This is a genomic window from Pseudomonas sp. TUM25319 (assembly GCF_056388475.1).
On record NZ_CM150751.1, the window covers coordinates 1,875,361 to 1,897,804 of the forward strand.

The window sequence follows — 22,444 nt, forward strand, 5'->3', positions numbered from 1 at the left end:
CGGCGGTGCCGGGCTCTTTCGTAACTGAGGATCTGCAGGCTGGAGGGCTTACAGGATGCTCAGTGGGTACTCGATGATCAGGCGCACATCGTTGTTGTCGGTTGCGTAGTTTTCGGTGGCGCGGTAGACCGCGTAGCGAACGCGGAAGGACAGATCCTTCGCTGCACCTTCTTGAAGTACGTATTTGCTCTCGAGGTTCCACTCGTGCTCGCGGCCTTCGCCGTTGCCGCCGGTGTCAATGTTGTCACCCTTGACGTAGCGAGTCATGAAGCTCAGGCCTGGAACGCCGTAGGAAGCCATGTTCAGGTCGTAGCGAGCCTGCCAGGATTTCTCCTCGGTGCCGTTGAAGTCGGAGATCTGGATCGAGTTGGCCAGGAATACAGTACCGCCGCCGTCTACGCCGTAGGCATAACCGGTGTCGCCGCTGGAGCGCTGATAAGCCAGGGTGAACTTGTGGCCTTCCAGGCTATAGGCAGCTGCGAGGCTCCAGATTTTGTTGTCCTGTTCCCCATAGAGGGCTTCACCTTGATCCTTTGTGCGATAGGCGTTCAGATCGAAGTTGAGGGACTGTTTGTCGTCAACTGGAACGGTCAGGTTCAGGTTGATGTATTGCTTCTTGAAGTAGTCTTCGACATCGGATGCGGCGATGGTGCCGGTCAGATTATCGGTGAAGGCGTAAGTTGCGCCCGCGATATTGGCGGAAGTCAGGCCTGGCTCGTTACGGCCATTGATGCTGTCGCGACCCATGCCGGTCTGCGCGCTCATTGCGGTGAAACGACCTGCGCTCAGTTCCAGGCCTTTGATTTCCTTGCTGGTAATCAGAGTGCCGGTGGCGACCTCTGGCAGCAGGCGGCTGTCGTCAGTGGAGAAGACAGGGCTGGTGGTGAACTGCTGGCCGTACTTCAGCACGGTGTCCGAGATGCGGAACTTGACCGCTGCACCTGCTTTGCCCTGAGCGTTTTCAGGGTGGGTATCGCTGTCGTTGCGGAACAAACCGTTGCCGGCGGTAGAGCTGGTGCGGCCGCCACCACCATCGATGCGTACTGCACCCATGCCAAGCACATCGACACCTACACCTACGGTGCCCTGAGTGAAGCCCGACTCGAAGACGCCCAGCAGCGAAACACCGCTGTCTTCGTTATAACCTTTTACCCATTCGCCGGTGTTTGGATCACGACGGTTGCCTGCACCGTGCTTGAAGTCACGGTTCATGTACATTGCGCGGGTTTTCAGGTTCAGGGTGCTGTCTTCAACGAAGCCTTTTGCTTCATCCTGAGAAGACGCTACTGCCAGTTGCGAGGTCCCTGCGGCTACGGCCAGGGCGATCATGCTCCACTTCATCACGCGCATCGTGATTTGCTCCTTTGGTTTTTAGGAAGATTACTGCTGCCCCACCTGGTTTTTTTATTGGGGCTGCTCTTTCTTGTTTGGGTCGGCGCGAATGTATATCACGCTGACTGTTGTTAGCGATACTTGCGCAACGAACCTTTCGTTAACGTTATGGCCGTGTCGCAAATAGTTATATCCATGTCGCAAATCACTTCCCGTGTAAGACGGGTCGTACAACGACAGCGCTGTTTCGGTAGAACCAAAGACCGCGTCATGGCGCTAAGTCCTTGATGCCCCAACTCCTTGGTCACCCGTGCAGCTGTTGTTATTTGTCGCACTCCGCTTGCATATGCAGGCAGCGTGCCGACGATGTTCAGTGGGAATGCAACAAGCGTGCTCAAAGGCGAGCCGCTTTGACGAAATTTTCACTTTTTTCTGACGAAAGCCGGCAAACCGCCGAAAAACCGGGGCCGAAAGATCGCCTGGCTCTTGCCGAGATATTTTTCCGGCATAAGTGAAAAACGGACCTTGAAGTCAGGACGTTACCGTTTGCGCTCTGGAAGTGGGAAGTTTCCGGTTACCCTGCGCTCCGATACGGTTCGAGTGGCGCCATTTTGGTGCGAAAAGTAGCGGTGTGTTACCGAGGCCCTGAAACAGGCGCTTTCAGAGGTGCGCGACTTGGGTTGTCAGTGCTTTTTCGGTGCCTGGGCAGGCGGTTCGTGCCCCGCTTCGTCATCCGGAGTATCCTGCGTTCCAGTGGCTGCCTGCGGCCGAACTGATCGTTGAGGAGATTGACCCCGTGTTTGCTTTGGATTCACGCCTTGAACAAGACACTTTCGCATTGGGAGATTTTCCCCTTTGTCGCCTGTTACTTAGTAAGGATGCTAACTATCCGTGGTTCGTTCTTGTTCCTCGTCGAGCCGACATCAGTGAAATATTTCAATTGGATGACAGCGAGCGTGAGCAACTCTGGAAAGAAACCAATTACCTGAGCAAAACACTCAAGGATCTTTTTGTTGCCGACAAGATGAATGTCGCGGCGCTGGGTAATGTTGTCAGTCAATTGCATATGCATGTGATAGTTCGGCGGCGCGATGATGCGGCCTGGCCATCGCCCGTCTGGGGGCATGTACCGGCGAGCGAATACTCGGCTGAAAAGTTGAATGACCTTCGGCTGCGCCTCAAAACTGTATTGAATGATGAATTCCACTTCGTGGAGGCATGAGTCATGAGCCTTGAAGCACGCGTAATGGAGCTGGAAAGCCGGCTGGCCTTTCAGGATGACACCCTGTTGGCGCTGAATGACGTCCTGGTGGAGCAGCAGCGGGTGGTCGAGCGTCTGCAATTGCAGATGGCTGCACTGCTCAAGCGCTACGAGGAAGTCATGGGGCAGTATGGGGTGAGCGAGGAAGAGGCCCCGCCGCCTCATTATTGATGGCGGGTACGAAAAAGCCGCGACAACCCGAAGGGGGTGTCGCGGCTTTTCGTCGGTCTTGTCAGCGGCGAGGCGCAGCGATCACGTCTTCGGCCTGGAGGCCCTTGTCGCGATTCATGACCGAGAACTCGACGCGCTGGCCCTCGACCAGAACCCGATGGCCCTCGCCGCGAATGGCGCGGAAGTGGACGAAGATGTCATCGCCCGAATCGCGGGAAATGAAGCCGAACCCTTTGGAGGTGTTGAACCATTTCACGGTACCGGTATCGCGCTGGCTCGAATCGTAACTGCTGTTGCTGGGCTGGCTGCGGGTCTTGGCTGGTTTCATGAAGCCTGCGGTCAGGTGAAGCACCGCTGCCAGAAGGGCGCAGGCGAGGCCCGGCAGGCTTCCCAGTTCCGGTTGTGCCAGCAGGGTCAGGGCTTGCAGGGGAACCGCCAGTACCAGCAGGGCGCTGCTGGCGACCTGAAGGTAATGCCGCGCACCTTTGTAGTATTGCGGGACGACCGGGGCCAGAATCAGGTTGATCAGGCCGAGCAAGGCCAGATAGATGGCGTCGGGTTGCTGAAGGTAGGGTGTCACGTCGGCCCTGAGGCTCGGAATGATGGACAGCAGCAAGGCAGCTGCGCCCGTCAAGAGGTGGACGATCTTGAACATGGTGGTTTGGCTCGCATCTTATTAGGCGGATCACAGGAAGAGCTGGGCCCACGGTGCGCGGTACACGAAAATGCGCAAAAGCGTGGAAGGTTCAGCCTATGCGCCATGGCGCTGACAGTCAGCCATGACGGCACGCTGTCTATTTAACAGCAAAGCCCGAGGCTTCTCAAATCAGCGGGATGCCCGGCCATCGCGGGCTGCAGCACGGCGTCGCGGCGGCGAAGCTGCATGGCGGGAAAACTCTTGATACAGTGGGGCGGTTATGTTGAGCCGACAATCAGAGGAAGGACTTTTTCATATGGCAATTGATATCGGAATCAGCCAGGAAGATCGTGCGTCCATCGCCGACGGCTTGTCCCGCCTGCTGGCGGACACCTATGTGCTCTACCTGAAGACGCATAACTTCCACTGGAACGTGACCGGCCCGAGCTTCCGGACCCTGCACCTGATGTTCGAAGAGCAGTACAACGAACTGGCCCTGGCGGTGGATGCCATCGCCGAGCGCATCCGTGCCCTGGGTTTCCCGGCCCCCGGTACCTATGCCCAGTACCTGAAGCTTGCGTCGATCAAGGAAACCGAAGGCGTGCCGTCCTCTGACGACATGATCAAGTATCTGGTGGAAGGTCAGGAAGCTGTGGTGCGTACCGCCCGCAGCGTATTCCCGCTGACTGACAAAGTGAGCGATGAGCCCACTGCCGACCTGCTGACCCAGCGCATGCAGGTGCATGAGAAGACTGCGTGGATGTTGCGCGTGCTGCTCGAAGGCAAGTAATTCCGGGGCGAATCCGTACCCTTGCAAGCCCGGTATTCCGAGAGGAATGCCGGGCTTTTTAGTGCCCGCGAATGGATGTCTTCAATCGCCGGGAAGCCTTTTCTCTGGTTATTCAATGGATGGCTGATTGCCGATTGCTCCTACGGCAAGAGTTCAGCCGTCTGCTGGTGCCGCCTCATTGCCTCGGCGCTTTATGTCAGGGGCATGCAGAACCTGCATGCATGTATTCAATTTCCCTGCCTTAATTGCGTGGTATTGCAATGTCTCGACGCTTGAATCAAGGAGGGCGCCGCCCGGGCGAACTCCAGACTATCGGTATCGACCCATTCGAATCGGATTTCAACATGAATCTGGCCCAGCCGCTGTCCCGCTCGGTACGGCTCAATGGCTTCGCCACCTGTCTGCGCCTGGAGGCCATCTACTGGATCGTGCTGGAGCGGATCGCCCGTGCCAACCGCTGCACGGTGAATGCGGTGCTGTCCCATGTCGATCGCGAGGTGCATCTGCGGCACGGCGGGGTAAGGAACTTCAGTGGCCTGGTGCGGGTGATCTGTGTGGTCTTCCTGCTGGAGCAGGGCCTTGGGCAGTCGCCTTGCGCGCATTGACGGCGGGCGACCGTTCGCGCTGGGCGGCTCGCCGCCGGGCTGCACAGCCCCGGCTAACCATATATAATCCCGCCCTTTACTGCGCGGCGCGGCCCGCCCAGGGATCAACGAGAAACGCCTCATGCCTCTGTACGACTATCAATGTGCTTCCTGCAGCCACCAGATGGAAGTTCTCCAGAAGATCAGCGCGGCAGCGCTGACCGACTGCCCGGCCTGCCAGCAACCTGAACTGAAGAAAGTATTGTCCGCCCCCGGCTTTCGCCTGAGCGGCAAGGGCTGGTACGAAACCGATTTCAAGACGGGCGCGAAAAAGAACCTGGCCGGCAGTGGCGACTGAGTTGAACTGAACCGCCCGGGTCTTGCACTATTGACCCTTTCCGGCCGCCATGGCCGATACGAATTCACGAATGACGAGAAGCGAAACCACCATCATGATGCGCAGCCACTATTGCGGCCAACTGAACGAGAGCCTGGAAGGTCAGGAAATTACCCTTTGCGGCTGGGTCCATCGTCGTCGCGACCACGGCGGGGTGATCTTCCTCGATATCCGTGACCGCGAAGGCATGGCTCAGGTCGTTTTCGACCCGGATCGCGCTGACAGCTTCGCCGCTGCCGACCGCGTGCGCAGCGAATACGTGGTGAAAATCACCGGTAAGGTTCGCCCGCGTCCTGCCGGCGCCGTGAACCCCAACATGGCTTCCGGTGCCATCGAAGTACTGGGCTACGAGCTGGAAGTGCTGAACGAAGCCGAAACCCCGCCGTTCCCGCTGAACGAATTCTCCGACGTTGGCGAGGAAACCCGCCTGCGCTACCGCTTCATCGACCTGCGCCGTCCGGAAATGGCCGACAAGCTGCGTCTGCGTTCGCGCATCACCTCCAGCATCCGTCGCTTCCTCGACGAGAACGGCTTCCTCGACGTCGAAACCCCGATCCTGACCCGTGCCACGCCGGAAGGCGCGCGTGACTACCTGGTGCCGAGCCGCACCCACGCCGGCAGCTTCTTCGCCCTGCCGCAATCGCCTCAGCTGTTCAAGCAGCTGCTGATGGTCGCCGGCTTCGACCGCTACTACCAGATCGCCAAGTGCTTCCGTGACGAAGACCTGCGTGCCGACCGCCAGCCGGAATTCACCCAGATCGACATCGAGACCAGCTTCCTCGACGAGTCCGAGATCATCGGCCTGACCGAAAGCATGATCCGCAAGCTGTTCAAGGAAGTCCTGGACCTGGAATTCGGCGAATTCCCGCACATGACCTTCGAAGAAGCCCAGCGCCGCTACGGTTCCGACAAGCCGGACCTGCGTATCCCGCTGGAGCTGGTTGATGTTGCCGACCAACTGAAAGACGTCGATTTCAAGGTCTTCGCAGGCCCTGCCAACGATCCGAAATGCCGCGTTACCGCGCTGCGCCTGCCTGGTGGCGCGAGCATGCCGCGCAGCAAGATCGACGAGTACACCAAGTTCGTCGGCATCTACGGTGCCAAGGGCCTGGCGTACATCAAGGTCAACGAGCGCGCCAAGGGCGTTGAAGGCCTGCAGTCGCCGATCGTGAAGAACATCCCGGAAGGCAACCTGAACGTGATTCTCGATCGCGTGGGTGCGGTCGATGGCGACATCGTCTTCTTCGGTGCCGACAAGGCCAAGATCGTCAGCGAAGCCCTGGGTGCGCTGCGTATCAAGCTGGGTGCCGACTTCAATCTGTACACCTGCGAGTGGGCGCCGATGTGGGTCGTCGACTTCCCGATGTTTGAAGAGAACGAAGACGGCAGCTTCACCGCGCTGCATCACCCGTTCACCGCGCCGAAATGCACGCCGGAAGAGCTGGAAGCCAACCCGGCCGCCGCGCTGTCCCGCGCTTACGACATGGTGCTGAACGGTACCGAACTGGGCGGTGGTTCGATCCGTATCCACCGCAAGGAAATGCAGCAGGCGGTGTTCCGTCTGCTGGGTATCGAGGCGGCAGAACAGGAAGAGAAGTTCGGCTTCCTGCTCGACGCCCTGAAATTCGGTGCTCCGCCGCACGGTGGCCTGGCCTTCGGTCTGGATCGCCTGGTGATGCTGATGACCGGCGCCCAGTCGATCCGTGAAGTGATCGCCTTCCCGAAAACCCAGAGCGCCGCGTGCGTCATGACCCAAGCACCTGGCCTGGTGGATGCCAAGGCCCTGCGCGAGCTGCACATCCGTCTGCGCGAACAGCCGAAGGCTGAGTAAGCGGACCCCGAGGCGCATCCTGAGTGATGCGCCTTTGCTTTAAGGGTGCTGAGTTTGAATGGCCTCTTCCGGTCTGCGGGCGGGAAGGGGCGTGTTGGTGTTTCAAGGATTTTTGGAGTCAGTTATGGCGGGCCATTCCAAGTGGGCGAACATCAAGCACCGCAAAGAGCGCCAGGATGCCAAGAGAGGCAAGATCTTCACCAAGTGGATTCGTGAGCTGACCGTCGCGGCCAAGCAGGGTGGCGGTGATCCGTCTGCCAACCCGCGCCTGCGTCTGGCGCTGGACAAGGCGCTGGGTGCGAACATGAGCCGCGACATCATCGACCGGGCCATCGCCCGCGGTGCCGGCACGGCCGAGGCCGACAACGTCGAGGAGCTCAGCTACGAGGGCTACGGCCCGGGCGGCGTGGCAATCATGGTCGAAGCCATGACTGACAACCGCAACCGTACTGCAGCCGCTGTGCGTCATGCGTTCAGCAAATGTGGCGGTAACCTGGGGACCGACGGTTCGGTGGCCTATCTGTTCGAGCGCAAGGGACAGATCAGCTTCGAAGCGGGCGTCGACGAGGATGCGCTGATGGAAGCAGCCATGGAAGCCGATGCGGACGATGTGGTCAGCAATGGTGACGGCTCCTTCGACGTGTTCACCTCGTTCGCCAGCTTCTATGCTGTACGCAGTGCACTGGAGGCGGCGGGTTTCAAGGCCGCCGACGCGGAAATCGTCATGCAGCCGACCACCAGCGCGGAGCTGGATCTGGACGGCGCGCAGAAGGTGCTCAAGCTGATCGACATGCTGGAAGACCTGGATGACGTGCAGAACGTCTATTCCAATGCGGAGATTCCTGACGAGGTCATGGAAAAGCTCGGCTGAGGTCGTTGCCCGGCTGTTTCGAGGCCGGCCCCGTCGACAGGCGGGGCCGGCTTTTGTCTTTGGGATATGGTGCGGTGACGTGCCTTTTGTCGTGCAGGCGTTATGACTCTGATTCTTGGTATCGACCCCGGCTCGCGGATTACCGGCTACGGCGTGATTCGTCACGGCGGGCGCGGCTGCGAGTATGTGGCGTCAGGGTGTATCCGCACGGGCAGCGGCGAGCTGCATGAACGGCTGCAGATCGTTTTCCGGGGCGTGGGCGAGATCATTCAGCAGTATGGCCCGGTAACCATGGGCATCGAGCGGGTGTTCATGGCGCGTAACGCCGATTCCGCCCTCAAGCTCGGCCAGGCGCGGGGCGCTGCCATCGTTGCTGCAGCCGAGGCGGGGCTGGAGATCGCCGAGTACAGCGCCAGCCAGGTCAAGCAGGCAGTAGCGGGTACCGGCGGGGCCAACAAGGAGCAAGTGATGATGATGGTCATGCATTTGCTCAAGCTCACCCAGAAACCGCAGGTGGACGCCTCCGATGCCCTGGCTATCGCGCTTTGTCATGCGCATACGCGTTCCAGCCTGATACCGCATGGTCTGGGTGTCGCGCGAAGTCGCAACGGACGCCTGCGTCTCTGATAGCATCCGTGCTTCGTATTTTTTTCCAGCCGGCGAATGGCGGCTGGCGCTGCGGCATCCTGCCGGAGCCCATGAAAGGACCTGAACGTGATTGGACGTTTGCGCGGCACCCTGGCTGAAAAGCAGCCGCCGCACCTGATTATCGACATCAACGGTCTCGGCTATGAGCTGGAAGTGCCGATGACTACCCTCTATCGCTTGCCGAAAGTCGGCGAAACCGTGACCTTGCACACCCATCTGATCGTGCGCGAGGATGCCCATCTGTTGTACGGCTTTCATGAAAAGCGCGAGCGCGAGCTGTTTCGCGAGCTGATCCGGCTCAATGGTGTCGGGCCAAAGCTGGCGCTGGCGCTGATGTCGGGGTTGGAAGTCGATGACCTGGTCCGCTGTGTCCAGGCTCAGGATTCCTCGGCGCTGGTCAAGGTGCCGGGCGTCGGCAAGAAGACCGCCGAGCGTCTGCTGGTCGAACTCAAGGACCGCTTCAAGGCATGGGAAACCGTGCCGAGCATGTTCCAGCTGGTGCCGAACGGCCCGGCTCCGGTTCCGACGGTTTCCACCGCTGAGGCCGATGCGGTGAGCGCCCTGATTTCCCTGGGCTATAAACCTCAAGAGGCCAGCCGCGCGGTAGCGGCGGTGGATGCCAAGGGCCTGAGCAGCGAAGAGCTGATCCGGCGCAGTCTGAAAGGGATGATTTAAGTGATCGAAGCCGACCGTTTGATAGCCGCTTCCGGCCGCGACCGCGAAGAAGTCCAGGATCGCGCGATCCGTCCGCTGCGCCTGGCCGAATACATTGGCCAGCCGGTGGTTCGCGAGCAGATGGCACTGTTCATCCAGGCGGCCCGTGGGCGCGGCGAGTCGCTGGACCACACCTTGATCTTCGGCCCCCCGGGGCTGGGCAAGACGACCCTCGCCAACATCATCGCCCAGGAAATGGGCGTGTCCATCAAAAGCACCTCGGGCCCGATCCTGGAGCGCCCCGGGGACCTCGCTGCGATGCTGACCAACCTCGAACCCCACGACGTGCTGTTCATCGACGAGATCCATCGCTTGTCCCCGGTCGTGGAGGAGGTGCTGTACCCGGCCATGGAAGATTTCCAGCTGGACATCATGATCGGCGAAGGGCCGGCCGCGCGTTCGATCAAGCTCGACTTGCCGCCGTTCACCCTGGTGGGGGCGACCACCCGTGCCGGCATGCTGACCAACCCGTTGCGTGACCGCTTCGGTATCGTCCAGCGTCTGGAGTTCTACAACAACGCTGATCTGTCGACCATTGTCAGTCGCTCGGGCGGGATTCTCGGTTTGCAGATCGAGGATGAAGGTGCCTTCGAGATCGCCCGGCGCGCCCGTGGGACGCCGCGGATCGCCAATCGCCTGCTGCGCAGGGTGCGTGATTACGCCGAGGTGAGGGGCAAGGGCCACATCACCAAGGGCGTGGCGGACATGGCGCTGAATCTGCTGGATGTGGATGAGCGCGGCTTCGACCATCAGGACCGCCGCCTGCTGTTGACCATGATCGAGAAGTTCGATGGCGGACCGGTGGGTGTCGACAGTCTTGCGGCTGCGATCAGTGAAGAGCGTCACACCATCGAGGATGTGTTGGAGCCTTATCTGATCCAGCAGGGTTACATCATGCGCACGCCGCGCGGCCGGGTCGTCACCCGACATGCCTATCTGCATTTTGGGTTGAACATTCCTACGCGCATGTCGGAAGCATCTGGTAGCACTGATTTTTCCGATCTGGCCGATGAGTGACAGATTTATCCTGTGCTTTTGTGGTCCTATCCGCGGACAGGGTCCGGGCGCGCTGGCAATACGACATAATCCGTTAAAAACAGTTGGTTGGGCGGATTGGCAAGCTGAGGAGTTAGCACTAGAGTATGCGCGCGCAAAATGGGGTTGAGCCGTTCGCACATCGTTACCGCGTCTATTACGAGGATACCGATGCGGGCGGCGTTGTGTATTACGTCAATTATCTGAAATTCATGGAGCGGGCCCGCACCGAATATCTGCGTGCCCTGGGTTTCGCCCAGTCGACGCTGGCGCAAGAAAACACGCTGTTTGTGGTCCATTCTGCGGAGGCGCGCTATCACGCGCCGGCCCGGCTGGACGATGAATTGCGGGTCACGGCGCAAGTGCTTGAATTGAATCGTGCCAGCCTGCGTTTCGTGCAGCAGGTCTGGCGCGAGAGTGACGCAACGCTGCTCTGCGAAGGGCAGTTCCTGGTGGCGTGTGTACGTGCCGATACTTTCAAACCCCGGGCCATTCCCTCCGAGCTGCGAGCAGCCTTCGCCGAGGCAGATGGTCCGGGCATACATTCAAATGCAGGAGATTAAGCGTGGAAGCTAACGTCGTCGACCATACCTCCATGTGGAGCCTGGTCAGCAATGCCAGCATCGTGGTACAGCTGGTCATGCTGGCCCTGGTTGCCGCATCGGTGACCTCATGGATCATGATTTTTCAGCGCAGCACCATGCTGCGTGCCGGTCGTCGTGCCCTGGACAGCTTCGAGGAACGCTTCTGGTCGGGAATCGATCTGTCCAAGCTGTATCGCCAGGCTGGCAGCAACCCGGACCCTGATTCCGGTGTCGAGCAGGTCTTCCGCGCCGGCTTCAAGGAATTCTCCCGTCTGCGCCAGCAGCCAGGTGTCGATCCGGATGCAGTGATGGAAGGCGTCGGTCGTGCCATGCGCGTCGCGATCTCGCGCGAAGAAGAGAAGCTCGAGCAGAGCCTGCCGTTCCTTGCCACCGTGGGTTCCACCAGCCCGTATATCGGTCTGTTCGGTACCGTCTGGGGGATCATGAACTCCTTCCGCGGCCTGGCCACTGCGCAGCAGGCGACCCTGGCCACCGTTGCACCAGGCATCGCCGAGGCCTTGATCGCCACCGCGATCGGCCTGTTCGCCGCCATTCCCGCCGTTATCGCCTACAACCGTTTCTCTGCCCGCAGTGAAGTGCTGATCGGTCGTTACTACACGTTCGCCGACGAATTCCAGGCCATCCTGCACCGCAAAGTGCACACCAGCGAAGAGTGATCAGGTAAAAGCCCATGGCTCGAGTTCGCCAAAAACGCAAGCCGGTCGCCGAGATGAACGTGGTGCCCTACATCGACGTGATGTTGGTACTGCTGGTCATCTTCATGGTCACCGCACCGATGCTCAACCAGGGCGTGAAGGTCGACCTGCCGAAGGTCTCCAGCGAGGCCCTGCCGCAGGACAACAACGTCCAGGTCCTGACCATTTCGATCAAGGCTGACAAGACCTACTACTGGAACCTTGGCAGCGAAGTCGACACCGACAAGCAGATGGACAAGGCCATGACCTTGCCGCAGATGACCGATGCCGTGACCAAGATCATTGCTGCCGGTCGCGATCAGGGCAAGCAGACCCAGGTCTTCATCCGGGGCGACAAGGCGGTCGACTACGGTGCGGTCATGGGCGCCATGGGCGGGTTGCAGAAGGCCGGTGTCGGTAACGTTGGCCTGATTACCGAGGCGCCCTGATGCAACAGCGAGAGCCATCCGCCTCGGAAAGCTACTTCTGGCCCAGCATCTGGGCCATCGCGCTGCACGTTCTGGTGTTCGGCATGCTGTTCGTCAGCTTCGCCTTCACCCCTGAACTGCCGCCGGCCAAGCCTATTGTCCAGGCCACTCTCTATCAGCTGAAATCCAAGAGCCAGGCGACGACCCAGACCAATCAGAAGATTGCCGGGGAAGCGAAGAAGACCGCTTCGCGCCAGACCGAAGAAGAGCAGATGGAGCAGAAGAAGGTCGAGCAGCAGAAGCAGGAAGCGGTGAAGGCTGCGGAACAAAAGAAAGAAGAGGCTGCTCAAAAGGCCGAAGAGGCGCGTCAGGCGGCTGAAGCCAAGAAGGCTGAAGAAGCGAAGAAGGCTGACGAGGCCAAGAAAGCCGACGCCGCGAAAAAAGCGGAAGAGGCCAAGAAAGCCGAAGAGAAGCAACTGGCTGATATCGCCAAGAAGAAGGCCGAAGAAGAAGCCAAGAAGAAGGCTGAGGAAGAGGCCAAGAAGCAGGCGGCTGAAGAGGCCAAGAAGAAAGCGGCCGAGGACGCCAAGAAGAAGGCCGCCGAGGACGCGAAGAAGAAAGCGGCGGCAGCCGAGGAAGCGAAGAAAAAGGCTGCAGAGGACGCCAAGAAGAAAGCGGCGGCCGACGCGGAGAAGAAAAAGGCTACGGAAGCAGCTCGCAAGGCGGCGGAAGACAAGAAGGCCCAGGCACTGGCCGAGCTGTTGTCGGACACCACCGAGCGCCAGCAGGCGCTGGCGGACGAGCAGGGCGACCAGGTGGCCGGCGACTTCGACGACCTGATTCGTGCCCGTGCGGCCGAAGGCTGGGCCCGACCGCCTTCTGCGCGCAAGAACATGACCGTGGTCCTGCAGATCAACATGCTGCCTGATGGCACCATCACCAACGTCAGCGTTGCACGCTCCAGTGGTGACGGTCCGTTCGACAGTTCTGCGGTAGCGGCAGTCAAGAACATTGGCCGCCTGACCGAGATGCAGGGTTTGAAACCGAGCGAATTCAACCCGTATCGTTCATTCAAGATGACATTCACACCTGAGGACCTTGCCTTGTGATTAACCTTCTTAGAGGACTGCTGGTCGTTCTCTGCTGTGCAGCAGGGATGGCCAACGCAGAAGAAAAGAACATCCTGGTAACCAGTGGCAGCGACCGCGCCACGCCGATTGCCGTGGTGCCTTTCGGTCTGCAGGGCGGCAGCGTGTTGCCTGAGGACATGGCTGACATCATCGGCAACGACCTGCGCAACTCGGGCTACTACTCGCCGATTCCGCGCCAGAACATGATCAGCCAGCCGAGCCAGGCCAGCGAAGTCATCTTCCGTGACTGGAAAGCGCTGGGTGCCCAGTACGTCATGGTCGGCAGCATCGTTCCTGCCGGCGGCCGCCTGCAGGTGCAATACGCACTGTTCAACGTAGCCACCGAGCAGCAGGTGCTGACCGGCAGCGTGTCCGGCAGCGTCGACCAACTGCGCGACATGTCGCACTACATTGCCGACCAGTCGTTCGAAAAGCTCACCGGCATCAAGGGTGCCTTCTCCACCCGTATGCTGTACGTGACGGCCGAGCGTTTCTCGGCCAACAGCACGCGTTACACGCTGCAACGGTCCGACTATGACGGCGCCCGTGCCGTGACCCTGCTGCAATCACGCGAGCCGATCCTGTCGCCGCGCTTCGCGCCGGATGGCAAGCGCATCGCCTATGTATCGTTCGAGCAGCGCCGTCCGCGGATCTTCGTCCAGCACATCGACACCGGTCGTCGTGAGCAGATCACCAACTTCGAAGGCCTCAACGGTGCGCCGGCGTGGTCGCCGGATGGCAATCGCCTGGCATTCGTGCTGTCGCGTGATGGCAACCCGGAGATCTACGTGATGGACATGGGCTCTCGCCAGATGACCCGTGTGACCAACAGCCCGGCCATCGATACCGAGCCGTTCTTCGGCAAGGATGGCTCGACCCTGTACTTCACGTCGGACCGCGGCGGCAAGCCACAGATCTACAAGACCACCATTGGCAGCGGTGGCGCCGAGCGCGTTACCTTCGTGGGTAACTACAACGCCAACCCGAAACTTTCGGCCGATGAAAAGACGCTGGTGATGATCCATCGCCAGGATGGCTTCACCAACTTCAAAGTGGCGGCGCAAGACCTGCAACGCGGCAGTGTAAAGATCCTCACGGACACCAACCTTGATGAGTCTCCCACTGTTGCGCCAAACGGCACCATGCTAATCTACGCCACCCGCCAGCAGGGCCGGGGAGTCTTGATGCTCGTCTCTCTCAACGGACGCGTGAGGCTCCCGCTTCCTACCGCTCAAGGCGAAGTCAGAGAACCGTCCTGGTCCCCTTACCTGAACTGATGCGGCGATACACGTTTTACTTAACACACTGGGGTTCATTAGGAGTTTCACGATGGAAATGCTGAAGTTTGGTAAGTTTGCTGCGCTGGCTCTGGCCATGGCCGTAGCTGTAGGTTGCTCCTCGAAAGGCGGCGACAACGCTGGCGAAGGCGCTGTCGATCCAAACGCTGGTTACGGCGCTAACACTGGTGCCGTTGACGGCAGCCTGAGCGAAGAAGCTGCTCTGCGCGCAATCACCACCTTCTACTTCGAATACGACAGCTCGGACCTGAAGCCAGAAGCCATGCGCGCTCTGGACGTTCACGCCAAGGACCTGAAAGGCAACGGCGCTCGCGTCGTTCTGGAAGGCAACACCGACGAGCGTGGTACTCGCGAGTACAACATGGCTCTGGGCGAGCGTCGTGCGAAAGCCGTTCAGCGCTACCTGGTGCTGCAAGGCGTTTCCCCAGCTCAGCTGGAACTGGTTTCCTACGGCGAAGAGCGTCCAGTTGCCACCGGCAACGACGAGCAGTCCTGGGCTCAAAACCGTCGCGTCGAACTGCGTAAGTAATTCGATATGCGAGCGTGCCGTCGTGCTGTAACCGTCCTGGCTCTCACCCTGCCTCTCATGGCTGCGGCTGAGGTTCCTGTTGTCGATGACAACGCTGGCTATAGCGGCTCCAGCAGCTATCCGCCAGCGGGTTACGGTACGAACGGCGCCTATGCCGGGGGAGGGGTTTCGACCCCTGCCTCTGCACAGGGCCAGCTATTCATGCAGTTGCAACAGATGCAGGAGCAGATCGATCGCCAGCAGAACACGATCGAGATCCTGCAGAACGAAGTGTCCCGTCTGAAACAGGAAGGCCTGGAGCGTTATCAGGACCTGGATCGACGTATCTCCAGCGGCGCTGCCCCGGCACCGACCGCAACCCCCGAGAATTCCGCTGACGGCGGTGCTTCTGCACCTGCCGGCGGCAACACCGCCCCGGCTGCCAGCGCGCCGGGTGCGAGTACCGAGCCGGGTGATCCGGCGAAGGAAAAACTGTACTACGACGCTGCCTTCGACCTCATCAAGGCCAAGGATTTCGACAAGGCCAGCCAGGCATTCAATGCCTTCCTGCGCAAATACCCCAACAGCCAATACGCGGGCAACGCCCAGTACTGGCTGGGTGAGGTGAACCTTGCCAAAGGCGATCTGCAGGGTGCAGGCCAGGCTTTCGCCAAGGTCAGCCAGCTCTATCCGAAGCACAACAAGGTGCCGGACTCGCTGTACAAGCTGGCTGATGTCGAGCGTCGTCTCGGTCACACCGACCGCGTGAAGGGCATCCTTCAGCAGGTTGTGACCCAGTACCCGGGCACCTCGGCCGCTCAACTGGCCCAGCGCGACCTGCAGAAGCTCTGAATCGCCTGTCTTGAAAGAAACCCGCGCTTGTCGCGGGTTTTTTCGTTAGAATCTGCGCCCTTTTATGAAATACGCTGTTGCGGATAACGCTATGTCGAGTTCGCAGCAGTGCCTGACGGAGGCGGACAGCCTGTATAGCTGTCACGCCCGTGGCGACTATGCAAGACACATTACGCATCACCGAAATCTTTTACTCCTTGCAGGGTGAAACGCGCACCGCTGGGCTGCCCACGGTTTTCGTGCGCCTCACCGGCTGCCCTCTGCGTTGCCAGTACTGCGACAGCGCCTACGCATTCAGCGGCGGCAGCCAGCACACACTCGACGCCATCCTGGAGCAGGTCGCCAGCTATCGCCCCCGATACGTCTGTGTGACTGGCGGCGAACCGTTGGCCCAGCCCAATGCCATTCCCCTGCTGAAACGGCTCTGCGATGCCGGCTACGAGGTTTCCCTGGAAACCAGCGGCTCCATGGACATTTCTGCCGTGGACACCCGTGTCAGCCGTGTCGTGGACCTCAAGACGCCTGGCTCGGAAGAGGTTCATCGCAACCGCTACGAGAACATCGAACTGTTGACGCCCAACGACCAGGTCAAGTTCGTCCTGTGTTCGCGCGAGGACTACGACTGGGCGGTGTCCAAGCTGATCCAGTACGGGCTCGAAAAACGCGCCGGAGAAGTGCTGTTTTCCCCCAGCCATCATCAATTGAGCGCAACCGATCTGGCGGACTGGATCGTGGCTGACAACCTGCCGGTACGTTTGCAGATGCAGTTGCACAAACTGCTCTGGAACGATGAACCGGGACGCTGAGAGGAGTGTGTGCAATGACTGAGAAACGTGCGGTGATTCTGTTGTCCGGCGGCCTGGATTCGGCCACCGTGGTTGCCATGGCCAAGGCCGAAGGCTATTCCTGCTACACCATGAGCTTCGACTACGGTCAGCGCCACCGCGCCGAGCTCAACGCGGCGGCCCGCGTTGCGCGTGACCTGGGTGCTGTTCAGCACAAAGTGATCGGCCTCGATCTTGACGGTATGGGCGGCTCGGCCCTGACCGACAGCAGTATCGATGTACCCGAGGCACCAACGGAAGGCATTCCGGTGACTTATGTGCCGGCCCGCAATACCGTGTTCCTCTCGCTGGCGCTGGGCTGGGCAGAAGTGCTGGGGGCGCGGGACATTTTCATCGGCGTCAACGCCGTCGATTACTCCGGCTACCCGGATTGCCGTCCGGAGTTCGTCGAGGCCTTCGAGCGCATGGCCAATCTGGCGACCAAGGCCGGTGTGGAGGGGCAGGGCTTCCGTATCCAGGCGCCGCTGCAGAACCTCAGCAAGGCGCAGATCGTCCAGGCTGGCATGGCCCGTGGCGTGGACTACAGCCTCACCGTTTCCTGCTATCAGGCCGACGATGATGGCCGCGCCTGCGGCAAATGCGACAGCTGCCGCCTGCGTGCCGAAGGCTTCGCTGCGGCCGGCGTTCAGGACCCGACGAGATATTTTTAAATTATTTTGCGATGGGGTGTTGATTTCCCGTTAGAAATCAGTATTATACGCGCCATCCAACGGGTCGTTAGCTCAGTTGGTAGAGCAGTTGGCTTTTAACCAATTGGTCGTAGGTTCGAATCCTACACGACCCACCATACGCAGTACGAAGAAGCCCGCCACCTTTCGAGGTCGGCGGGCTTTTTCGTTTCCGGCTTTGCAGAAGCACTACAGGCCGGGCCATGAGGCCCGACCTGCCGGGTCCTTAAAACTTCGCCCGCAGCGCCACGTTGAAGTTGCGTGGCTCGCCATAGAAGTTCCAATAGTTGTCATTACCCACGGTCTGGATGTATTTCCGGTCGAAGACGTTGTCCAGGTTGTACTGCAGTTCCAGATGCTCATCGAGCTCGTAGATTGCGTGCAGGTTGGTGACGGCATAACCGCCCTGGCGGATCTTGTAGCCCTCGTCGCGGTTGCTGATTTCGCTCTGCACATTGACGCTGCCGCCCACTCGCGCCTTGTTCAGTACACCCGGCAGGCGGTAGTCGGTGGCGACCTTGAGCAGGTGGCGCGGCGCATTCGAGGCAAATGCCTCACCCTTCTGGCTGCCGCCGATGTACCTGGACTGCGTGTAGGTGTAGCCCGCTGACAGATTCCACTCCGGCGTCAGTTCGCCGTTGAGCTCCAGTTCGACGCCACGGTTGCGCACCTTGTCGGAAGCTTCGTAGCAGTCGCAGGGAATCAGGTACTCCGCACGTCCGCTCTGGTCGGCCTGGAACAGCGCCACGCTGGCGTTCAGGCGTTGTTCGAGAAACTCGCCCTTGAGTCCCAGTTCATAGTTGCTGCCGGTCATGGGCTCGAGGATGGAACCGTTGATATCGCGGTTGCTCTGGGGCTTGAAGATTTCGGTGTAGCTGGCATAGGCGCTCAGGTTGTCGCCCAGCTCCTGTATCAGGCCGGCGTAGGGGGTGATTTCCTGGTTTTTCGCGTACTCGCTGTGGCGCGGGGTACCGGTGGTGTTGGTCATGTTTTCGGTTTTGAACCAGCTCAGGCGGCTGCCGAGGATGAACTTCGTGCTGTCGGTCAGACTGAAGCGAGCTGCGCTATACACACCGGATTGCTGTTGGGTGATGTTGTATTTCCACTGGTTCGAATTGAGCGCGGTCGGCTTTGGCGGGTTGAAGGCGGAAAGATCGTTCATGTCCAGCTGGTAGCTGTACGTCGCGTCGCGGCCGCCGTGATAGTCGAAGTCGTCCTGGCGGATGTTGGCGCCCAGCACCAGTTCGTGCCGCCGGCCGAACAACTGGAACGGGCCGGTCGCATAACCATCGAGGCTGGTCTGGGTGTCGTCATAGAAAAAGTGCCGGGGATTGAGGGAGAAGCGGTCACCACTCACCCGCCAGGTGTAGTTGCCGAGAAATTCCGACTTCGCCCAGATCTGGTTGGCCGCCACCACCAGTTTCCAGTCATTGTCGAAGCTGTGCTGGATATCGGCGAACAGCGTGGTGTTGCGCTTGTCCAGCTTGTTCCACTTGCCGGTGAGATTGGTCGAACGCGACAGCGGATAGAACGAGCCGCCCTCGCGGGTGGGCAGGGCAGACCAGTCATACCCGGAGTTGCGATCCTTCTGCCAGGAGAAGCCGAGGGTGGCCAGGGTGTTCGGCGTCAGGTCCATCTCGACGATGCCGTAGAACAGCTGGTTCTCCTTCTTCACGTTATCCATGTAGCTGTTGGCGTCGTTGTAGCTGACCACGGTGCGGCCGCGCAGCGTGCCTTCCGGGTTGAGCGCCGAGGACAGGTCCAGCATCGCCCGGTAGTCGTCCCAGGAACCCACCGAGGTCTCGATCAGCGCCTGCGGCTCTGCGGTCGGGCGCTTGCGCACCAGGTTGATCGCCGCCGAGGGTGTCCCGGCGCCTTCGGTGAGGCCGGTGGCGCCGCGTACCACTTCGACGCGGTCGTAGATATCGGTGGCCGGCTTGGAGATCGCATCCATCGAGTAGGCATTGCTGATATTGGTCGGTACGCCGTCGATTTGCAGGCTCTCCACCAGTTGCCCGCGGGCCTGGTACATGGAGCGCTCGCCGCCGTTTTTCATGACCACGATGCCGGTGGTGTTCTCCAGCACATCGTCCAGGTCCTTCATGTTCTGGTCGTCCATGCGCTGGCGGGTGACCACGGTGACCGACTGCGGGGTTTCCCGCAGGTTAATGCCGAGGCGGGTGGCGGTGCTGCTCGGGCCGGAGGGGGTGTAACGCTTGCTGCCTTCGCTCACGCCACTGCTGACCGGGCTGCCATTGATCGAGGTGGCGCCCAGTTGCAACGCGCCCTCTTGTGACGTGGGTTTTTCCAGCATGACGCTGCCCTGGCCGGTGCTGTGCCAGATCAATCCGCTGCCTTGCAGCAGGCGCTGGAGCGCGGCTTCCGGCTCCTGGCTACCCTGGACCGCCGGGCTGTGCAGGCCCTGCACCAGCTCGCCGTTGTAGATGACTTGCAGGCCGCTTTGCTCGGCCAACTGGTTGAGCGCGCCGGCCAGCGATTGGGCGGGAATGTCGAAGGCGACCGGTTGCGCCCAGGCCATGACCGGCAGCAGTCCCATCAGCAGCGTGGCGCGGCGAAGGGCGAGGACGATCGGGCGGTGAGCGGTGGACAGTGGGTACATCTGATTCTCCCTGGCAAATGCAAGCAATTATCTTTTTCGCGAGGGAAGACGGGTGAGGTGGACGAACCCGTAAAAATAATTGCGATCAGCGGGCGCGCAGGACCAGCAGGTAGTCGGTGTAGCGCTGGATCCTCAGGGGAAATGCCTGTTCCAGTGTGCCCAGGGCGTCGTCCAGGCGATCGAGGCGGAAGGTGCCGCTGACCTTGAGCGTGCGCAGGCTGTCATCGCCAATCAGCAGGTATCCGGGTCGGTAGCGTTGCAGTTCGGTGAGCACATCTCCCAGCGGCGTCATTTCGAATACCAGGCGACCGTGCTGCCAGGCCAGGGCCTTGCCGGTGTCGATGTTGTGTTTCTCCTGGAGTATCCCCGCTTGCCAGTTGACCTGTTCCCCGGCGCCGAGGGTGAGCGTGTCGCGCGCTGCGTTCACGGCTACGCGGCCCTGGGCCACCGTGACTTGCACGCCATCGCCCTGCTTGCGCACCGCATATACGGTACCCAGGGCGGTGGCGCTCAGGTCGCCCGCCTGAACCTGGAACGGCCGCTGTGGATCGTGAGCCACCTCGAACAGCGCCTCGCCCTTGCGCAGGGTGATTTCCCGGCGATTATCGTGGAGGCTGACATCCAGCGCCGAGTCCGAGTCCAGCAGGATATGCGAGCCATCGGCCAGTTCGATGCGCTGCTGCTCGCCGTGGGCGGTGCGGTAGTCCGCATCCCAGGCCTGTTGTCGGATCAGTCCGAGACCAAGGGCGATCAACAGCACTGCTGCGGTTGCCCATGGCCATGCCTTGCGTGGACGGACCACCGGAGCCTGCAGATGCCCGCTCAACTGCCACAGGCGCCTGGCCTCGACGAAGGCTTGCTGGTGCGCAGGGCTTTCCGCACACCAGGCACGGGCGGCGGCGATATCGGCGGGGTCGACATCGCCGGACGTGAGTAGCACGACCCAATGCTGGGCCGTGGCGTGGAGGTCGTTGGAATCGGGCTTGACGTCAGGCATGGCGGTCAACGCTGAAGGCTGCGGCGTAAAAAGTCCAGCGCACTGGCGAGATGTTTCTCCACCGAACTGAGCGACATGCCCAGCTCGCGTGCCACTTCCTTGTGCGGGATGCCCTGTAACCGGCACTTGAGAAAGATGCTCTGCTCCGGCTCGCCCATGCGTTGCAGTGCGGCATTGAGTACCTCCAGCTCCTGGCTGGCGGCGACGCTGTCGATCAGTTCCGGACTTTCCCCGGTCACTTCGTAGAGGTAGGCCAGACCTTCATCATGGCGTTCGCGGGAGATGCGGCTGCGCAGGTGATCGATGGCCAGGTTACGGCCTATGCGGAAGATGAAGGCGCGCAGGTTGGCCACCGGTGTGCTCGGCCGCTGGCGCAGCATGCGCAGCCAGGTTTCCTGGGTCAGGTCGGCAGCGGTTTCGGTACTTTGCAGCTGTCGATAGAGGAACACTCGCAGCTCACGGGAGTGGGCTTTGAATGCCTGCTCCAGTTCTTCCGTGCTCATGCTCGACATGGCGGCCATATCCCGGGAGGAGGGCGAGGGCGCCGACTTTAACGAGAATGATTTTCAGATGCAAGGCGATGATGGCGCCTTGTCACCGATAGACTGAAACCTGGTTGCGCCCACCTTTCTTCGACGCATACAGAGCCTGGTCGGCCCAGGCGATCAGGTCGGCGTGGCTGTCCGAAGGTTCTGCGAGGTCGGCGACACCAAGGCTTATGGTGAAGCGGATGCTGTGTCCGTCATGCTGGACTTCCATGGCCTCCACCGCCTTGCGCAGGCGTTCGGCGAAGACCGCCGCGCCCTCGGCGTCGGTATCCGACATCACGACGCCGAACTCCTCGCCACCGTAGCGCCCGGCCACGTCGCTGTCGCGCACGTACTGGCGCAGCGTTGCGGCGACCTGCTCGATGACCTTGTCGCCAGCCTGGTGGCCGTAGGTGTCGTTGATGCGCTTGAAGTGATCGATATCGAACATCACCAGGGCGGTGTCGCTGCCATGCCGCTGATGGCGGGCGTAGGCGGTCTTCAGCGCATCTTCCCAGTGACCGCGGTTGTACAGCCCGGTCAGACGGTCGGTGCTGGAGAGTTTCTGCAACTGGGCATTGGCCGACTGCAGCATGCGCCGGTTGGTGGCCACGTCGGTCACGTCATAGATCACCAGGCAGAAATGGCTGATGCTGCTGTCGGTGGAGCGCAGCGGGAACAGCGTGGTGTTCTGGTACATGAAATCTTCCTGCCCGGTAATTGGCTGGTAGTTCTTGAACCGCACCAGACAGGGGCGTTGCTCCCATACGGTGAACGCAGGCGTGCCCAATGTGGCGACACTCTCCAGCTTGTGGCGGAACCAGGGCACATTGACCTCTGGAAACAGATCGAAGAAGGACAGCCCATGGGCGTCCTTGGGCGCTACGCCGGAGCGGTTCTCCATGAAGGTGTTCCAGACCTGCACGCAGTAATCGCGGTCGAGCACCACCACACCGACGTCGATGCTTTGCACGATCGCCAGCAGCCAATGGAACTCGGTCAGATCAATGGGTTTGTTCAT

General features: G+C 60.6%; 25 protein-coding genes and 1 tRNA gene. 20 read left to right on the forward strand and 6 right to left on the reverse strand.

The window, feature by feature from the left end; translation table 11 throughout:
• Nucleotides 1-48: 48 nt before the first annotated feature.
• Nucleotides 49-1,350: an OprD family porin gene (locus AC05QJ_RS08690; RefSeq protein ID WP_476746464.1), complete on the reverse strand. Its 1,302-nt coding sequence runs from the start codon at nucleotides 1,348-1,350 to the stop codon at nucleotides 49-51.
• A gap of 778 nt (nucleotides 1,351-2,128) precedes the next feature.
• On the opposite strand from AC05QJ_RS08690, the gene AC05QJ_RS08695 reads away from it, so the two are divergent.
• Nucleotides 2,129-2,554: an HIT family protein gene (locus tag AC05QJ_RS08695; RefSeq protein ID WP_476746465.1), complete on the forward strand. Its 426-nt coding sequence runs from the start codon at nucleotides 2,129-2,131 to the stop codon at nucleotides 2,552-2,554.
• A gap of 3 nt (nucleotides 2,555-2,557) precedes the next feature.
• On the forward strand, nucleotides 2,558-2,764 hold the full coding sequence (locus AC05QJ_RS08700) for a SlyX family protein (protein ID WP_476746466.1): 207 nt from the start codon (nucleotides 2,558-2,560) through the stop codon (nucleotides 2,762-2,764).
• 61 nt (nucleotides 2,765-2,825) lie between these two features.
• Here the strand turns inward: AC05QJ_RS08700 and AC05QJ_RS08705 are convergent, their stop codons facing one another.
• Nucleotides 2,826-3,419 carry a cold-shock protein gene (locus AC05QJ_RS08705; protein WP_476746467.1) on the reverse strand — a complete coding sequence of 198 codons (594 nt, stop codon included), beginning with the start codon at nucleotides 3,417-3,419 and terminating at the stop codon, nucleotides 2,826-2,828.
• 298 nt (nucleotides 3,420-3,717) lie between these two features.
• Here AC05QJ_RS08705 and AC05QJ_RS08710 point away from each other — a divergent pair, with 298 nt between their 5' ends.
• From AC05QJ_RS08710 to AC05QJ_RS08795, 18 genes are all read left to right on the forward strand, one after another.
• Complete coding sequence (locus tag AC05QJ_RS08710; protein WP_476746468.1) at nucleotides 3,718-4,191, forward strand: Dps family protein; 474 nt, start codon at nucleotides 3,718-3,720, stop codon at nucleotides 4,189-4,191.
• A 260-nt stretch (nucleotides 4,192-4,451) separates the two neighbouring features.
• Nucleotides 4,452-4,796, forward strand: a complete 345-nt coding sequence (locus AC05QJ_RS08715) for a ribbon-helix-helix domain-containing protein (protein ID WP_476746469.1) — start codon at nucleotides 4,452-4,454, stop codon at nucleotides 4,794-4,796.
• Nucleotides 4,797-4,917: 121 nt separating this feature from the next.
• On the forward strand, nucleotides 4,918-5,133 hold the full coding sequence (locus AC05QJ_RS08720) for an FmdB family zinc ribbon protein (protein WP_476746470.1): 216 nt from the start codon (nucleotides 4,918-4,920) through the stop codon (nucleotides 5,131-5,133).
• Nucleotides 5,134-5,227: 94 nt separating this feature from the next.
• Nucleotides 5,228-7,003 (forward strand): aspartate--tRNA ligase, encoded by a 1,776-nt coding sequence (gene aspS, locus AC05QJ_RS08725; RefSeq protein WP_476747897.1) that lies wholly within the window; start codon nucleotides 5,228-5,230, stop codon nucleotides 7,001-7,003.
• A 124-nt stretch (nucleotides 7,004-7,127) separates the two neighbouring features.
• A complete protein-coding gene (locus tag AC05QJ_RS08730) occupies nucleotides 7,128-7,874 on the forward strand; it encodes a YebC/PmpR family DNA-binding transcriptional regulator (RefSeq protein ID WP_476746471.1) in 747 nt (248 codons plus the stop codon).
• A gap of 102 nt (nucleotides 7,875-7,976) precedes the next feature.
• Nucleotides 7,977-8,501, forward strand: a complete 525-nt coding sequence (gene ruvC / locus AC05QJ_RS08735) for a crossover junction endodeoxyribonuclease RuvC (protein WP_476746472.1) — start codon at nucleotides 7,977-7,979, stop codon at nucleotides 8,499-8,501.
• Nucleotides 8,502-8,588: 87 nt separating this feature from the next.
• Entirely contained in the window at nucleotides 8,589-9,197 is a 609-nt protein-coding gene (gene ruvA, locus AC05QJ_RS08740) for a Holliday junction branch migration protein RuvA (RefSeq protein ID WP_476746473.1), read from the forward strand.
• Entirely contained in the window at nucleotides 9,198-10,253 is a 1,056-nt protein-coding gene (gene ruvB, locus AC05QJ_RS08745; RefSeq protein ID WP_476746474.1) for a Holliday junction branch migration DNA helicase RuvB, read from the forward strand.
• 125 nt (nucleotides 10,254-10,378) lie between these two features.
• Entirely contained in the window at nucleotides 10,379-10,834 is a 456-nt protein-coding gene (ybgC, locus tag AC05QJ_RS08750; RefSeq protein WP_476746475.1) for a tol-pal system-associated acyl-CoA thioesterase, read from the forward strand.
• A gap of 2 nt (nucleotides 10,835-10,836) precedes the next feature.
• Nucleotides 10,837-11,532 (forward strand): protein TolQ, encoded by a 696-nt coding sequence (gene tolQ, locus AC05QJ_RS08755; protein WP_316920789.1) that lies wholly within the window; start codon nucleotides 10,837-10,839, stop codon nucleotides 11,530-11,532.
• 14 nt (nucleotides 11,533-11,546) lie between these two features.
• Nucleotides 11,547-11,999, forward strand: coding sequence for a protein TolR (gene tolR / locus AC05QJ_RS08760; protein ID WP_009402103.1), 453 nt, complete (start codon nucleotides 11,547-11,549; stop codon nucleotides 11,997-11,999).
• The gene (gene tolA, locus AC05QJ_RS08765; protein WP_476746476.1) at nucleotides 11,999-13,087 is read left to right on the forward strand and encodes a cell envelope integrity protein TolA; all 1,089 of its coding nucleotides are present in this window, start codon (nucleotides 11,999-12,001) and stop codon (nucleotides 13,085-13,087) included. Before tolR ends, tolA begins: the two co-directional genes overlap by 1 nt.
• Before the next feature lie 47 nt (nucleotides 13,088-13,134).
• On the forward strand, nucleotides 13,135-14,385 hold the full coding sequence (tolB, locus tag AC05QJ_RS08770) for a Tol-Pal system beta propeller repeat protein TolB (protein WP_476746477.1): 1,251 nt from the start codon (nucleotides 13,135-13,137) through the stop codon (nucleotides 14,383-14,385).
• A gap of 52 nt (nucleotides 14,386-14,437) precedes the next feature.
• Nucleotides 14,438-14,935, forward strand: a complete 498-nt coding sequence (gene pal, locus AC05QJ_RS08775) for a peptidoglycan-associated lipoprotein Pal (protein WP_042121796.1) — start codon at nucleotides 14,438-14,440, stop codon at nucleotides 14,933-14,935.
• 6 nt (nucleotides 14,936-14,941) lie between these two features.
• Nucleotides 14,942-15,766 carry a tol-pal system protein YbgF gene (gene ybgF, locus AC05QJ_RS08780; RefSeq protein WP_476746478.1) on the forward strand — a complete coding sequence of 275 codons (825 nt, stop codon included), beginning with the start codon at nucleotides 14,942-14,944 and terminating at the stop codon, nucleotides 15,764-15,766.
• A gap of 158 nt (nucleotides 15,767-15,924) precedes the next feature.
• The gene (gene queE, locus AC05QJ_RS08785; RefSeq protein WP_476746479.1) at nucleotides 15,925-16,572 is read left to right on the forward strand and encodes a 7-carboxy-7-deazaguanine synthase QueE; all 648 of its coding nucleotides are present in this window, start codon (nucleotides 15,925-15,927) and stop codon (nucleotides 16,570-16,572) included.
• Between the two features lie 14 nt (nucleotides 16,573-16,586).
• A complete protein-coding gene (gene queC, locus AC05QJ_RS08790) occupies nucleotides 16,587-17,261 on the forward strand; it encodes a 7-cyano-7-deazaguanine synthase QueC (protein WP_476746480.1) in 675 nt (224 codons plus the stop codon).
• A 61-nt stretch (nucleotides 17,262-17,322) separates the two neighbouring features.
• Nucleotides 17,323-17,398: transfer RNA gene (locus AC05QJ_RS08795), tRNA-Lys, on the forward strand.
• Between the two features lie 107 nt (nucleotides 17,399-17,505).
• Here AC05QJ_RS08795 and AC05QJ_RS08800 read toward each other — a convergent pair.
• The 4 genes from AC05QJ_RS08800 to AC05QJ_RS08815 all read right to left on the reverse strand — a co-directional run bounded on the left by AC05QJ_RS08800 (nucleotide 17,506) and on the right by AC05QJ_RS08815 (nucleotide 22,444).
• Nucleotides 17,506-19,899: a TonB-dependent siderophore receptor gene (locus tag AC05QJ_RS08800; protein ID WP_476746481.1), complete on the reverse strand. Its 2,394-nt coding sequence runs from the start codon at nucleotides 19,897-19,899 to the stop codon at nucleotides 17,506-17,508.
• An 85-nt stretch (nucleotides 19,900-19,984) separates the two neighbouring features.
• The gene (locus tag AC05QJ_RS08805) at nucleotides 19,985-20,896 is read right to left on the reverse strand and encodes a FecR family protein (protein ID WP_476746482.1); all 912 of its coding nucleotides are present in this window, start codon (nucleotides 20,894-20,896) and stop codon (nucleotides 19,985-19,987) included.
• Between the two features lie 5 nt (nucleotides 20,897-20,901).
• Nucleotides 20,902-21,408: an RNA polymerase sigma factor gene (locus AC05QJ_RS08810; RefSeq protein ID WP_476746483.1), complete on the reverse strand. Its 507-nt coding sequence runs from the start codon at nucleotides 21,406-21,408 to the stop codon at nucleotides 20,902-20,904.
• Between the two features lie 82 nt (nucleotides 21,409-21,490).
• Nucleotides 21,491-22,444 carry a sensor domain-containing diguanylate cyclase gene (locus tag AC05QJ_RS08815; protein WP_476746484.1) on the reverse strand — a complete coding sequence of 318 codons (954 nt, stop codon included), beginning with the start codon at nucleotides 22,442-22,444 and terminating at the stop codon, nucleotides 21,491-21,493.

Coding starts and splice junctions, on each gene's coding strand:
- tolR (WP_009402103.1), top strand. CDS start 11,547: ATGGCTCGAGTTCGCCAAAAACGCAAGCCGGTCGCCGAGATGAACGTG.
- AC05QJ_RS08805 (WP_476746482.1), bottom strand. CDS start 20,896: ATGCCTGACGTCAAGCCCGATTCCAACGACCTCCACGCCACGGCCCAG.
- tolB (WP_476746477.1), top strand. CDS start 13,135: ATGGCCAACGCAGAAGAAAAGAACATCCTGGTAACCAGTGGCAGCGAC.
- AC05QJ_RS08810 (WP_476746483.1), bottom strand. CDS start 21,408: ATGTCGAGCATGAGCACGGAAGAACTGGAGCAGGCATTCAAAGCCCAC.
- AC05QJ_RS08690 (WP_476746464.1), bottom strand. CDS start 1,350: ATGCGCGTGATGAAGTGGAGCATGATCGCCCTGGCCGTAGCCGCAGGG.
- AC05QJ_RS08710 (WP_476746468.1), top strand. CDS start 3,718: ATGGCAATTGATATCGGAATCAGCCAGGAAGATCGTGCGTCCATCGCC.
- ruvC (WP_476746472.1), top strand. CDS start 7,977: ATGACTCTGATTCTTGGTATCGACCCCGGCTCGCGGATTACCGGCTAC.
- AC05QJ_RS08730 (WP_476746471.1), top strand. CDS start 7,128: ATGGCGGGCCATTCCAAGTGGGCGAACATCAAGCACCGCAAAGAGCGC.
- queE (WP_476746479.1), top strand. CDS start 15,925: ATGCAAGACACATTACGCATCACCGAAATCTTTTACTCCTTGCAGGGT.
- pal (WP_042121796.1), top strand. CDS start 14,438: ATGGAAATGCTGAAGTTTGGTAAGTTTGCTGCGCTGGCTCTGGCCATG.
- AC05QJ_RS08720 (WP_476746470.1), top strand. CDS start 4,918: ATGCCTCTGTACGACTATCAATGTGCTTCCTGCAGCCACCAGATGGAA.
- queC (WP_476746480.1), top strand. CDS start 16,587: ATGACTGAGAAACGTGCGGTGATTCTGTTGTCCGGCGGCCTGGATTCG.
- ybgF (WP_476746478.1), top strand. CDS start 14,942: ATGCGAGCGTGCCGTCGTGCTGTAACCGTCCTGGCTCTCACCCTGCCT.
- AC05QJ_RS08715 (WP_476746469.1), top strand. CDS start 4,452: ATGTCTCGACGCTTGAATCAAGGAGGGCGCCGCCCGGGCGAACTCCAG.
- AC05QJ_RS08815 (WP_476746484.1), bottom strand. CDS start 22,444: ATGAACAAACCCATTGATCTGACCGAGTTCCATTGGCTGCTGGCGATC.
- aspS (WP_476747897.1), top strand. CDS start 5,228: ATGATGCGCAGCCACTATTGCGGCCAACTGAACGAGAGCCTGGAAGGT.
- ybgC (WP_476746475.1), top strand. CDS start 10,379: ATGCGCGCGCAAAATGGGGTTGAGCCGTTCGCACATCGTTACCGCGTC.
- tolA (WP_476746476.1), top strand. CDS start 11,999: ATGCAACAGCGAGAGCCATCCGCCTCGGAAAGCTACTTCTGGCCCAGC.
- AC05QJ_RS08700 (WP_476746466.1), top strand. CDS start 2,558: ATGAGCCTTGAAGCACGCGTAATGGAGCTGGAAAGCCGGCTGGCCTTT.
- AC05QJ_RS08800 (WP_476746481.1), bottom strand. CDS start 19,899: ATGTACCCACTGTCCACCGCTCACCGCCCGATCGTCCTCGCCCTTCGC.
- AC05QJ_RS08705 (WP_476746467.1), bottom strand. CDS start 3,419: ATGTTCAAGATCGTCCACCTCTTGACGGGCGCAGCTGCCTTGCTGCTG.